11 protein-coding genes are annotated in these 12,566 nt (G+C 40.0%); 9 read left to right on the top strand and 2 right to left on the bottom strand.

The annotated features are described in order from the left end of the window. Positions 1-109 precede the first annotated feature (109 nt). From secA to CGC63_RS13520, 5 genes are all read left to right on the top strand, one after another. On the top strand, positions 110-2,680 hold the full coding sequence (secA, locus tag CGC63_RS13540) for a preprotein translocase subunit SecA (RefSeq protein ID WP_003019391.1): 2,571 nt from the start codon (positions 110-112) through the stop codon (positions 2,678-2,680). A gap of 102 nt (positions 2,681-2,782) precedes the next feature. Continuing rightward, entirely contained in the window at positions 2,783-3,025 is a 243-nt protein-coding gene (locus CGC63_RS13535; protein WP_003019390.1) for a hypothetical protein, read from the top strand. 12 nt (positions 3,026-3,037) lie between these two features. After that, positions 3,038-4,156, top strand: a complete 1,119-nt coding sequence (gene prfB, locus CGC63_RS13530; RefSeq protein WP_003019388.1) for a peptide chain release factor 2 — start codon at positions 3,038-3,040, stop codon at positions 4,154-4,156. Between the two features lie 76 nt (positions 4,157-4,232). Beyond that, a complete protein-coding gene (locus CGC63_RS13525) occupies positions 4,233-4,676 on the top strand; it encodes an ACT domain-containing protein (protein ID WP_009246600.1) in 444 nt (147 codons plus the stop codon). A 14-nt stretch (positions 4,677-4,690) separates the two neighbouring features. After that, positions 4,691-5,887 (top strand): cofactor-independent phosphoglycerate mutase, encoded by a 1,197-nt coding sequence (locus CGC63_RS13520; protein ID WP_003019385.1) that lies wholly within the window; start codon positions 4,691-4,693, stop codon positions 5,885-5,887. Positions 5,888-5,965: 78 nt separating this feature from the next. On the opposite strand, the gene CGC63_RS13515 is transcribed toward CGC63_RS13520, so the two are convergent. Then, a complete protein-coding gene (locus CGC63_RS13515) occupies positions 5,966-6,739 on the bottom strand; it encodes a DUF975 family protein (protein ID WP_003019382.1) in 774 nt (257 codons plus the stop codon). Between the two features lie 97 nt (positions 6,740-6,836). On the opposite strand from CGC63_RS13515, the gene CGC63_RS13510 reads away from it, so the two are divergent. Further along, entirely contained in the window at positions 6,837-7,262 is a 426-nt protein-coding gene (locus CGC63_RS13510) for a DUF2752 domain-containing protein (RefSeq protein WP_003019380.1), read from the top strand. A gap of 37 nt (positions 7,263-7,299) precedes the next feature. Here CGC63_RS13510 and CGC63_RS13505 read toward each other — a convergent pair whose 3' ends face one another. Beyond that, positions 7,300-7,857: a DUF4190 domain-containing protein gene (locus tag CGC63_RS13505; RefSeq protein WP_003019378.1), complete on the bottom strand. Its 558-nt coding sequence runs from the start codon at positions 7,855-7,857 to the stop codon at positions 7,300-7,302. A 180-nt stretch (positions 7,858-8,037) separates the two neighbouring features. On the opposite strand from CGC63_RS13505, the gene CGC63_RS13500 reads away from it, so the two are divergent. From CGC63_RS13500 to CGC63_RS13490, 3 genes are read left to right on the top strand one after another with little or no spacing between them, the layout of a single operon-like run. Then, complete coding sequence (locus CGC63_RS13500; RefSeq protein WP_003019376.1) at positions 8,038-10,182, top strand: Tex family protein; 2,145 nt, start codon at positions 8,038-8,040, stop codon at positions 10,180-10,182. A gap of 18 nt (positions 10,183-10,200) precedes the next feature. Next, positions 10,201-12,006 (top strand): aminopeptidase P family protein, encoded by a 1,806-nt coding sequence (locus CGC63_RS13495; RefSeq protein WP_003019372.1) that lies wholly within the window; start codon positions 10,201-10,203, stop codon positions 12,004-12,006. Positions 12,007-12,011: 5 nt separating this feature from the next. Further along, a complete protein-coding gene (locus CGC63_RS13490; RefSeq protein ID WP_003019371.1) occupies positions 12,012-12,452 on the top strand; it encodes a MarR family winged helix-turn-helix transcriptional regulator in 441 nt (146 codons plus the stop codon). The last annotated feature ends 114 nt before the right edge of the window (positions 12,453-12,566 follow it).

Raw genomic sequence — 12,566 nt, 5'->3', positions numbered from 1 at the left:
TAAAGGATTTTTTCGCTTCTGAAACGCTTTGTTCTTGTGTTAAAAGAAGGAAAGTGTTACAATAAAGATTAGTAATGTTAAAAGTAGAGAGTTTTAGGAGTATATCATAATGAAGCTGATTGAAAAGGTTTTTGGAACACATAGTGAAAGAGAATTAAAACGTATTACTTCCCTTGTAGACAAAATCGAAGCGTTGCGTCCTACTATGCAGGCGTTAAGTGATGAAGAACTGCGGGGAAAGACGAAAGAGTATAAAGACAGACTTCAGGAGGGAGCAACTTTAGACGACCTTCTTCCGGAAGCGTTTGCCACAGTACGAGAAGCTGCAAAGCGTGTACTTGGTATGGAGCATTACCGTGTACAGTTAATCGGTGGTATCATTCTGCATCAGGGACGTATTGCGGAAATGAGAACCGGTGAAGGTAAAACCTTGGTATCCACACTTCCTGCATATTTAAACGCATTGGAAGGAAAAGGCGTACATGTTGTAACCGTCAATGACTATCTGGCTCACCGTGATGCTGAGTGGATGGGAAAGGTACATGAGTTCTTAGGTCTTACCGTGGGTGTTGTATTAAATGACATGAAAAATGATGAAAGACGTGAACAGTATGCCTGCGATATTACTTACGTAACAAACAACGAGCTGGGATTTGATTACCTTCGTGATAACATGGTTATTTATAAAGAACAGCTTGTTCAGAGAGATTTGCACTATGCAATCATCGATGAGGTCGACTCTGTATTGATTGACGAGGCACGTACCCCTCTGATTATTTCAGGACAGAGCGGAAAATCTACAAAGCTCTATGAAGTATGCGATATTTTGGCAAAACAGTTAGAGCGTGGTGAAGCCAGCGGTGAAGTTACAAGAATGACAGCAATTATGGGCGAGGAAATTACAGAAACAGGTGATTTCATTGTCAATGAAAAAGATAAAATCGTAAACCTTACAGAGCAGGGTGTAAAAAAGGTAGAAAAATTCTTCAACATCGAAAACTTAGCGGATCCGGAAAATCTGGAAATCCAGCATAATATTATTCTTGCTCTGCGTGCTCACAATCTGATGTTCAGAGATCAGGATTATGTGGTAAAAGATGATGAGGTTTTAATCGTAGATGAATTTACCGGACGTATTATGCCGGGACGCCGTTATTCCGATGGTCTTCATCAGGCAATCGAAGCAAAAGAGCATGTAAAAGTAAGACGTGAAAGTAAAACTCTTGCAACCATTACTTTCCAGAACTTCTTTAATAAATATAAGAAGAAATCCGGTATGACAGGTACTGCCCTTACAGAAGAACAGGAATTCAGAGATATTTACGGCATGGACGTTATTGAAATTCCTACCAACAGACCGGTAGCACGTATTGATAAAGAAGACGTGGTATATATGACAAAGAAGGAAAAGTTCCGTGCAGTTGTAGAGGCTGTAAAAGAAGCGCATGCAAAACAACAGCCTGTACTGGTAGGTACAATTACTATTGAAACATCTGAGCTTTTAAGCCGTATGCTTACAAGAGAAGGAATTAAACATCAGGTATTGAATGCGAAATTCCATGAAAAAGAAGCGGAAATCGTAGCGCATGCCGGTGAAGCAGGAAATGTAACCATTGCTACAAATATGGCAGGTCGTGGTACGGATATTAAGCTGGATGATGTTTCCAAGGAAGCAGGCGGTCTGAAAATTATCGGTACAGAACGTCATGAGTCCCGCCGTATTGACAATCAGTTAAGAGGTCGTTCCGGACGTCAGGGTGACCCGGGTGAGTCATGCTTCTATATTTCTCTGGAGGACGATTTAATGCGTCTGTTTGGCTCCGAAAAGCTTATGACGATGTTCAAATCTTTAGGTGTTGCGGAAAATGAGCAGATTGAGCATAAAATGCTGACAAGCGCTATTGAAAAAGCACAGAGAAAGATTGAAGGAAACAACTACGGTATCCGTAAAAATCTTCTGGAATATGACCAGGTAAATAATGAACAGAGAGAAATTATTTATAAAGAGAGACGTATGGTGCTGGATGGAGCGAATATGCGAGACTCTATTTATAAAATGATTACCGATACAGTGGAGCATGCAGTAGATATGTGCTTTTCTGATGATGTGGATCAGGAAGAATGGGATTTAAACGAATTTAATTCAGTGCTTCTTCCGACTATTCCTCTGAAGCCTTTAACTTTAGAGAAAGTAAAAGGCGTAAAGAAAAATCAGCTGAAACAGGAACTGAAAGAAGAAGCTGTAAAGCTTTACGAAGAAAAAGAAGCAGAATTTCCGGAGGCAGAGCAGCTGCGTGAACTGGAGCGTGTTATCCTTCTGAAAGTTATCGACCAGAAATGGATGGACCATATTGACGATATGGATCAGCTGCGTCAGGGAATTGGACTTCAGGCTTATGGACAGAGAGATCCGAAGGTAGAATATAAGATGCAGGCTTATGAAATGTTTGACGGTATGATTGCGGCAATTCAGGAAACAACGGTAAGACTGCTGTATCATGTACGACTTGAGCAAAAAGTAGAGCGTGAGCAGGTTGCTCAGGTAACGGGAACAAATAAGGACGACTCCGGTCCGAAAAAACCGGTGCAGAGAGTAGAAAAGAAGGTCTACCCAAATGATCCTTGTCCATGCGGCAGCGGTAAGAAATATAAACAGTGCTGCGGCAGAAAATCAATCTGATAAGTCAGCGATACAGACTGCTGTGGGAAAATAGTTCCACGGCAGTCTTTGTGTTTTTGCATAGAAAAATGCGGTCTATGCAATTAAAGGAGGTAAAATGCTATGGGACAGATGGTAGATTTCACCATGGAAAGAGAAGGGCTTGTAAAAGAAGGAGATAGAGTAGAATTAAAAGAAGATCAGGCCCTTACCATGTCCGGGATGATGTATTATTATACAATTAAACCTGCGGTGGCTATGTCCAGTAATCTGAAAAAGCCTTTAAAAGCATTGACGGGAACTGTGGCAAAGGTAGAACCACAGGTGAGTATCTATATGGTTACGGTAGAAATTGATGAGGAATAGGAGGAAAAAGCTTTGGTAGAATTAGATCAGTTTAAATATACATTAAATGGTTATACAGAGCCTTTAAAAGAGGTCAGAGACTCTCTTGATTTAGAGAATAAGGAAAAAAGAGTAGAAGAGCTGGAAAGAGAAATGGAAGCTCCGGGATTTTGGGATAACGCAGAGCGTTCCCAGAAGATGATGAAGGAACTCAGCGCCTTAAAGGGAGATATGGAAATTTATCATAAGCTGCAAAACCAGAAGGAAGAAATTGAGCTGATGATTGAAATGGGATATGAAGAAAACGACCCTTCCATTGTCCCTGATATTCAGGAAATGTTAGACGAATTTATACAGGATTTTGAGCATATTCGTATTAAGACATTATTGTCAGGGGAATACGATAAGGATAATGCCATTGTTACCCTTCACGCAGGAGCCGGCGGAACAGAGTCTTGCGACTGGGCAAGTATGTTATATCGTATGTATCTGCGCTGGGCAGACAGACAGGGATTTAGCACAGAAGTGCTGGATTATTTGGACGGAGATGAAGCAGGAATTAAATCTGTTACGTTTCAGGTAAACGGGGAGAATGCCTACGGTTACTTGAAGTCCGAAAAGGGTGTACATCGTCTTGTTCGAATTTCACCTTTTAATGCAGCAGGAAAGCGTCAGACTTCTTTTGTTTCCTGTGATGTTATGCCGGATATTGAAGAAGACGTGGATGTGGAAATCAATCCCGATGATTTGCGAATTGATACCTACCGTTCCAGTGGTGCAGGTGGTCAGCATATCAATAAAACTTCTTCTGCTATTCGTATCACGCATCTTCCAACAGGAATTGTGGTACAGTGTCAGAATGAACGTTCTCAGTTCCAGAATAAAGATAAAGCAATGCAGATGTTGAAGGCAAAGCTGTATCTTTTAAAACAGCAGGAAAATGAGAAAAAGCTTTCCGGTATTCAGGGTGAGCTGACAGAAATCGGATGGGGAAATCAAATTCGTTCTTATGTTATGCAGCCGTATACCATGGTGAAAGACCATCGTACAAACGAAGAAACAGGAAATGTAGATGCGGTGATGAACGGAAATATTGATAACTTTATCAATGCTTACTTAAAATGGGTTGCCTTGGGGAAAACAGAAAAATAGTTGCTTGCTGTCTGAAAGTGTGATAATATCTTTTGAAGACGTACAAATGTATTTTGGGAAAGAACAAGGGAAAAAGATGAAAGATAACAGAAGATATTTTGTGGTAACAGAAAAAGCCGTACCGGATGTACTACTGAAGGTTGTAGAGGCAAAAAGGCTTTTAGACATTCAGCAATATGATACTGTTCAGGAAGCAGTGGAGGCAGTGGGAATTAGCAGAAGCTCCTTTTATAAATATAAGGATGATATTTTCCCATTTAAGGAAAAGACGAAAGGACATAATATTACGTTTATTATTCAGATGGATGATGAACCGGGACTTTTGTCAGCGGTGCTTCGGGCAATCGCACAATTTCACGGAAATATTCTGACTATACATCAGAGTATTCCCATGAACGGAATTGCCAGTCTTACGCTGAGTGTGGCAATTTCCGCAGTAGAGGGAGACGCTGCTGCAATGATGGACAATATTGAGCATATTAACGGAGTACATTATTTGAAGATTTTAGGCAGAGAATAAGAAGGAGTGAGGGTATGAAATATGTTGTGGTGTTAGGCGACGGAATGGCAGATGAACCCTTAGAGGCGCTTGGGGGAAAGACACCTTTGGCTTATGCCAAAACACCTGCCATGGATTTACTGGCAAAGACAGGTGATATCGGAATGGCAAGGACTGTACCGGAGGGAATGAGTCCGGGAAGTGACACTGCCAATTTATCCATTATGGGATATAATCCGGAGATTTATTATTCAGGCCGTTCTCCTTTGGAAGCACTGAATATCGGAGTCAGTATGGAGGAAGGAGATGTGGCAATTCGTGCCAACCTTGTGACTCTTTCGGAAAAAGAGGAAAATTATGAGGAAAGGCATCTTTTAGACCACAGTGCAGATGAAATCAGTACAGAGGAAGCTTCTGCTTTGCTGGAGGCAGTAAAAGAAGGACTGGAAAATCAGGAGTTTCAGTTTTATGCCGGAACCAGTTATCGTCATTGTCTGATTTGGAAACATGGAAATGTTGTACCACTGACACCTCCTCATGATATCAGAGAACGGGAAATTAAGAATTATCTGCCTGATGAGGAGCTTTTGCTTGCTATGCAAAAGGAGAGTTATAAAATATTAGAGAATCATCCTATCAATCAAAAGAGGAGAGAAAAGGGATTAAATCCGGCGAACAGTCTTTGGTTCTGGGGAGCCGGAACTAAACCGTCACTGTCTTCTTTTGAAGGGAAATTCCACAAAAAAGGTGTTATGATATCAGCAGTAGATTTGTTAAAAGGTATTGCTGTGGGTACAGGCATGAAAAATATTTCTGTGGAAGGGGCAAACGGAGGACTTCATACAAATTATGAGGGAAAGGCTCAGGCTGCCCTTGATGCACTTTTAAAAGAGGGATATGATTTTGCTTATATTCATGTAGAAGCACCGGATGAAATGGGACATCAGGGAAGTGTGGAGAAGAAAATACAGGCGATTGAATATCTGGATGAAAGGGTAATTAAGCTTGTAAAAGAAGGCTTGGAGAAGTCGGGAGAGGATTATCGTCTTTTGATTTTGCCGGACCATCCAACTCCTATAAAAGTGAAGACACACACGGCAAATCCTGTTCCATATCTGTTGTACGACAGCAGGAAAACAGAGGAAACAGGAAATTGTTACAGTGAAGAGACAGGAGCTCATTTCGAACCGGTAAAAGGGCATGAGCTTTTGAAGATTTTATTTGAAGAATAAGAAATAGAAAAGGGCTGATACAGACAAACGCTTTTTATTTGCGTTTTCTATATCAGCCCTTTTCTTTATAGGTCATTCTTAAAAACCGGAATTATTTTCATTCGGATTTTCTTCTATGGTCATTGTTGGAATTTCACTTGTCGGTGTATTATCCGGTGTATTTAATTCGCCGATAATATCACGATAAAAGTTTGCCATAGTCATATCCATATATGGAATAAGCCATATCATTCCAATGTAGCAGGTGAGCACGGAAAGGAATGCCAGAGGAAGAAAGCTGAGAGTAATATAAAGGGAGCGGCCTTTATTTCCTTTCATCAGGCGAATACTTTCTTTCATGGAGTCCATAGCACCCATCTCCGGATGGTCTAATAAAAGGTAAGTACTGAGACCTAAAAACAAGTCAATAATTACACTGATAATAAGGTCAAACACAGAGAAAAACAAAATAAAGGAAACAGGAATGTCACTGTTCATGGACATAAACATAACAGGTAAACCTGTGACAAAGCCAATTCCTGCAATGATTAATCCCACAATTAAGAAACGGTCTGCATTATGATGAAAAACATACAACATATCTTTCATGGAATAAGCTTGTTTTCTGCTGATATTTAAAGTCATTTTTGTAATTCCCGCACCAAACAGGGAGATAAATAAGGAAACCGCATAGGTGAGAAATTCGCTGGTTATTGTACCTGTAACTGTGGTAGTGTTTGTGAAAAAGGTGATGAAAAATATTACTATAAAGCTAATAACACCTAAAATTATGTTGGCTCCCATAGGAAGTCCCCAGTTGCCGTCCAGCGCTTTTCTGGAAATGGCTTTTAATTGTGATGATGTATGTTTCATGAAAATAACCTCCTGTCTTAGATAAAATATGTGGTAAAATATATTCTATCAAATATATTTTCATTATAACATAGTAGGTGGAGAATACAATAAAATTATGAAGAAAAACAGAGACGTTAAACTAGAAAAAAATATATATGCAGCAGGGTGGCTTTTACTTTTGGTAGGCATTATTCTGCTGGCAGTAAAACGGATTTTTCCTGCTGATTTTGCGCTGCCGCCCTGTGTTTTTCACAAATGGACAGGATATTATTGCCCCGGATGCGGCGGAACAAGAGCAGTAAAAGCTCTGCTAAGAGGTGATGTCATAGGCTCTTTCTTCTATCATCCTGTAGTGCTTTATGGAGCTGTTTTATATGGATGGTACATGCTTTCGCACACCGTTGAGTATTTGTCAAAAGGCAGGCTTCGTATCAGTATACCCTATACAGAAAAGTATTTATATGGGGCTGTTTTTATTATTCTTATACAATGGATTTTGAAGAATGGTGTAAAAATAATATGGGGAATTGACCTGATATAAACAGGTAAATTCCCCGTGAAAATACATTTTACATAGCTTATATAAAGTTACCGCCATTGTCTGTTTCAGGCTGCTGGAAGAACTCAGGAGGAAGCTGAAATTCATCAAAGTCCTCATAATAATCAGGAGAATTTTCATAGTCCCAGCTGTCTGTGCCTGCATCTCCTTCAAAACCATTTAAGTATTCATCTAAGAAATTGTATAATTCCTCATCACTTACATTATCGTCTGTAAGAATATGAATATAATCTCTTAAAAAAGAGCTTCCTTCCGGTGAGAACAGAAATACAGAGCAGAAAAAAATCAAAAAGGCACCGGCAATCGCCAATGTGCTGGCAGAGAGCGCAAGACCTGCTTTTGCAGCGCCGGAGCGGGCACGCTCACCCTTTGACAGGCAGGAAAAAAGAATTCCCAAGCTTGACAGGATAAAAAGTAAAAACGGAGCACAGCAAAGAAATACAAGGGAAAGAATTCCCATTACCAAAGATGCTGTGGCAAAGCCGTTGTTTCCCTGATAGAGGGAAGGGGTGGGCGGAATTGGTTCTTGTGGAGGAACAGGCTGATAAGGCTGTTCGTTATTGTAAGGATTTTCCATGGGCTAGACCTCGTTTCTTTTGAATAATCATAGGGTTATTTTATCATGTATTATTTTGTCAGGCAATAAAAAGACATAAAAAAGAGTTTGGTAAGGGACAAAGCATGAATTTCTTGACAAATTCCTTACAGATTGATAAGGTTGTAAGGTGATAATAGTGAAAAGAGAAAGGACAGTTATATGGATATTATACAGATTATAACTCAGGAATTAAATGTAGAAAAATGGCAGGTAGAAGCTGCTGTTTCCTTAATAGATGAGGGGAATACCATCCCTTTTATTTCCCGTTACCGTAAAGAAGCAACAGGAGCTTTAAATGATGAACAGCTTCGTACTTTATTTGAACGCCTTACTTATCTTCGCAATCTGGAAGATAAGAAAAAACAGGTTCTTTCCAGTATTGAAGAACAGGGCAAATTAACAGAAGAATTAAAGAAGCAGATTTTAGAAGCTCAGACATTGGTTGTGGTAGAAGATTTATACCGTCCATACAGACCAAAGAGAAGAACAAGAGCCACCATTGCCAAGGAAAAAGGTCTGGAAGGTCTGGCAAATATTGTGCTTCTTCAGATGACAGAGAACAGCATTGAGAAAGAAGCGGAAGCTTTTGTTTCTGAAGAAAAAGAAGTAAAAAATGTAAAAGAAGCCATTGCAGGTGCTATGGATATTGTGGCAGAAAGTATTTCTGATGAAGCAGATTACCGTATTCGTATTCGTGAAATGACAATGAAAAAGGGAATGCTTGTTTCCGTTGCCAAGAAACCGGAGGAAACAACGGTTTACGAGATGTACTATGACCATGAAGAGCCGGTATCCAAGGTGGCAGGTCACAGAGTTTTAGCCATTAACCGAGGAGAAAAGGAAAAAATCCTTACGGTGAAAATTTCTGCACCGGAAGAAGACATTCTCCGTTATCTGGAAAAACAGGTAATTACAAAAGAAAATGAAAATACTACACCTGTTTTAAAAGCAGCAGTGGAAGACAGTTACAGACGTCTGATTGCGCCGGCGATTGAAAGAGAAATCAGAAATGATTTAACAGAAAAGGCAGAAGACGGAGCAATTAAAGTCTTTAAGAAAAATCTGGAACAGCTTTTAATGCAGCCTCCAATCGTAGGGCAGGTCGTATTGGGCTGGGACCCTGCTTTCCGTACAGGCTGTAAGTTGGCGGTAGTAGATGTCACAGGTAAGGTGCTGGATACCACAGTTATTTACCCGACTGCGCCTACCACACCGGCAAAAATTGCAGCGGCAAAAGAAACCTTAAAAGAAATGATTGAAAAGTATAACATTACTCTGTTTTCAGTAGGAAACGGAACTGCCAGCAGAGAGTCTGAGCAGGTAATTGTTGAGCTTTTAAAAGAAATTCCACAGAAGGTTCAGTATGTAATTACAAATGAAGCAGGAGCTTCTGTATACTCTGCAAGTAAGCTGGCAACAGAAGAATTCCCGAATTTTGACGTGGGACAGAGAAGTGCGGCATCGATTGCCAGAAGACTTCAGGACCCATTGGCAGAGTTGGTTAAAATCGATCCGAAATCTATCGGAGTTGGGCAGTATCAGCATGATATGAACCAGAAAAAACTGGGCGAAGCCCTTTCTGGAGTAGTGGAAGACTGTGTAAATAAAGTCGGTGTAGACTTAAATACAGCATCTGTTTCTCTGTTGGAATATGTCTCTGGTATCAGCAAAGCCATTGCTAAAAATATCGTTGTATATAGAGAAGAAAACGGTGAGTTTAAAGACAGAAAAGAACTTTTAAAAGTTGCAAAATTAGGACCAAAAGCTTTTGAACAGTGTGCAGGTTTTCTACGTATCCGCGGAGGCAAAAATCCTCTGGATGCCACCAGTGTCCATCCGGAAAGTTATCCCGCAGCAGAGAAATTTCTGGAAAGTATGGGAATGAAACCGGAAGATATTTTTAATGGACAGCAGGTATATTTTGTAAAAGACTATGCACAACAGGCAGAAAAGCTGGGCGTTGGTGAAATGACATTAAGAGATATTGTCAAGGAGCTGACAAAACCGGGACGTGACCCACGTGAGGAAATGCCGAAGCCGATTCTTCGTACAGATGTCTTGGATATGAAGGATTTAAAAGAAGGAATGGTATTAAAAGGAACCGTTCGAAATGTAATTGATTTTGGAGCTTTTGTGGATATCGGTGTACATCAGGATGGGCTTGTACATATTTCCCAGATGACAGAACGCTACATTAAACATCCGTTGGAAGCGGTAAGCGTAGGTGATGTAGTAGACGTTATGGTATTGGGTGTTGATATGAAGAAAAAGAGAATTTCCCTGACCATGAAGGGAATCAAATAAAGAAAGGAAGCGCTTAACATGAACGTTAATCAGGAACGAATTGCAAAATTGCAGGAAAAAATGCAGGCAGCAAACATGGATATGTATTTGGTGCCTACAGCAGATTTTCACCAGTCAGAGTATGTAGGAACTTATTTTAAGGTAAGAGCATGGTTATCAGGATTTTCCGGTTCCGCAGGAACACTCCTTGTAACAAGAGAGAATGCTTACCTGTGGACAGATGGAAGGTATTTTATTCAGGCGGCAAAACAGCTGGAGGGTACAGGAGTAACTCTCATGAAAATGGGAGAGGAAGGAGTTCCTACAGTAGAAGAATTTATTAAAGAGAATTTACCAATGAATGGCTGTCTGGGATGTGACGGAAGAACGATTCATGTGGCAGAAGGCAAAGATTTTGAAACTCTGGTACAGGAAAAAGAAGGCAGATTTGAATATCAGGATGATTTGGCAGGAGAAATCTGGACAGACAGACCGGAAATGTCAAAAGAGCCTGTATATACTTTAGATGTAAAATATGCGGGAAAATCCAGAGAAGATAAAATTCAGGATGTAAGAGATGCCATGAAAGAGGCTGGGGCAAATGTGCATATTATCAGCAGTATGGATGATATTGTGTGGCTTTTGAATATTCGTGGAAATGATATTATTTATAATCCAGTAGTGATGTCTTATGTAATGGTAACTATGGAGCAGGTTCACTTTTATGTACAGGAAGAAGCGGTATCTGAACAGGTAAGAGCAGAATTAGAAAAAGCAGGTGTGGTGCTTCATGATTACTTTGCAATTTATGAGGACGTAAAAGAATTGGCAGATGACAGCAAAATTATGCTGGAAGATGCCTGCACCAACTATACTTTATATAAAAATCTTCCGGGAAATGTAGAAGTCATTTTCCAGAGCAATCCTGCAGCAATTATGAAGGGCTGTAAAAATGAAACAGAGATGGAAAACATTCGAATTGCCCATATCAAAGATGCAAAGGCAATGTGCAGATTTATCTACTGGTTTAAAAATCATGTAAATAGCGGGGAAATTACTGAGTACAGTGCAGCAGAAAAGAGTTTGGAATTTAGAAAAGAAGATCCGGATTGTCTGGATTTAAGTTTTGAGACAATCTGTGCTTATGAAGCAAATGCGGCAATGTGCCATTATGCACCTACCGAAACAGAGTATGCAAAGGTAGAGCCAAAGGGATTTTTCCTGATTGATTCCGGCGCTCAGTATTGGCAGGGAACAACAGATATCACAAGAACCATTGCGGCAGGAGAGCTGACACAGGAACAGAAAGAAAACTTTACGCTGGTGCTTCAGGGACATATTCGCCTTGCTATGGCAAAATTCCAGTATGGATGCAGCGGAGCTAATTTAGACGTATTGGCGAGAGGACCTCTCTGGGAAAGAGCAATGGATTTTAACCATGGAACAGGACATGGTGTGGGATATTTGTTGAATGTTCATGAAGGCCCTCAGAATATTAACTGGAGAATGCGTGCTAATGGAAGACGCGGAAATACAACACCTCTGGAAGAAGGTATGCTTACATCAGATGAACCGGGACTGTATTTAGAAGGAAAATATGGCATTCGTACAGAAAATCTTCTTCTTTGTAAGAAAGCAGAAAAGAATGGATATGGACAGTTCATGGAATTTGAAAACATGACATGGGTTCCTTATGAAAGAGAAGCAATTTTACCGGAAATGCTTACAAAGGCAGAACTTGTATGGCTGAACGAATATCATCAGAAGGTATATGAGATTGTGGGACCGATGCTTTCTGAAGAGGAACGTCAATGGTTGAAAGAGGCAACTGCTGAAATCAAGTAAAGGGAATGAATATGAAAAGCCATCAGGAAGATGCAGGGAGATTGATTAACATACTTTCTCATCAGTTAAAGCGGAAAATTACTCTTTCTTCAGAGAAGAGATGTGGACTTACCAATATGCAGAACAGAGTACTTCATTTTATTCTGCTTAGAGCATTAGAAGCTCCGGTATATCAAAAGGATATCGAGAAGGAATTTGATATTCGAAAATCAACGGCAACGGAAATTTTAAAGCTTATGGAGAAAAATGGTTTTATTTGCAGAGAATGTTCTAAAGAAGATGCCAGAATGAAGGAAATCATTCCCACAGAAAAATCATTGACGATACAAAAGGAAGTCGTGGAGAATATACGCAGTGTCGAGACTAAGCTAAGGGAGGGAATACCTTCTGAGGATTATCAGACCTGTATTGGCGTTTTGAAAAAGATGATAGAAAATTTGGTGTAACTATCAATTCGAGCTAATATGGCTGAATTGGTACGATTTGATGGATGAGTAGTAAGTTTCTGATGATTTTTATCAGGTTAAGAGGTATAATAGAAGTACGTTTAGATTTCAAAT

The organism is Blautia hansenii DSM 20583 (assembly GCF_002222595.2).
Classification (GTDB): domain Bacteria; phylum Bacillota; class Clostridia; order Lachnospirales; family Lachnospiraceae; genus Blautia; species Blautia hansenii.
Note: the sequence above shows the minus strand (reverse complement) of the source record. Positions and strands in the feature narration are given on the sequence as shown.

Coding starts and splice junctions, on each gene's coding strand:
- secA (WP_003019391.1), top strand. CDS start 110: ATGAAGCTGATTGAAAAGGTTTTTGGAACACATAGTGAAAGAGAATTA.
- CGC63_RS13535 (WP_003019390.1), top strand. CDS start 2,783: ATGGGACAGATGGTAGATTTCACCATGGAAAGAGAAGGGCTTGTAAAA.
- CGC63_RS13525 (WP_009246600.1), top strand. CDS start 4,233: ATGAAAGATAACAGAAGATATTTTGTGGTAACAGAAAAAGCCGTACCG.
- CGC63_RS13520 (WP_003019385.1), top strand. CDS start 4,691: ATGAAATATGTTGTGGTGTTAGGCGACGGAATGGCAGATGAACCCTTA.
- CGC63_RS13515 (WP_003019382.1), bottom strand. CDS start 6,739: ATGAAACATACATCATCACAATTAAAAGCCATTTCCAGAAAAGCGCTG.
- CGC63_RS13510 (WP_003019380.1), top strand. CDS start 6,837: ATGAAGAAAAACAGAGACGTTAAACTAGAAAAAAATATATATGCAGCA.
- CGC63_RS13505 (WP_003019378.1), bottom strand. CDS start 7,857: ATGGAAAATCCTTACAATAACGAACAGCCTTATCAGCCTGTTCCTCCA.
- CGC63_RS13500 (WP_003019376.1), top strand. CDS start 8,038: ATGGATATTATACAGATTATAACTCAGGAATTAAATGTAGAAAAATGG.
- CGC63_RS13495 (WP_003019372.1), top strand. CDS start 10,201: ATGAACGTTAATCAGGAACGAATTGCAAAATTGCAGGAAAAAATGCAG.
- CGC63_RS13490 (WP_003019371.1), top strand. CDS start 12,012: ATGAATATGAAAAGCCATCAGGAAGATGCAGGGAGATTGATTAACATA.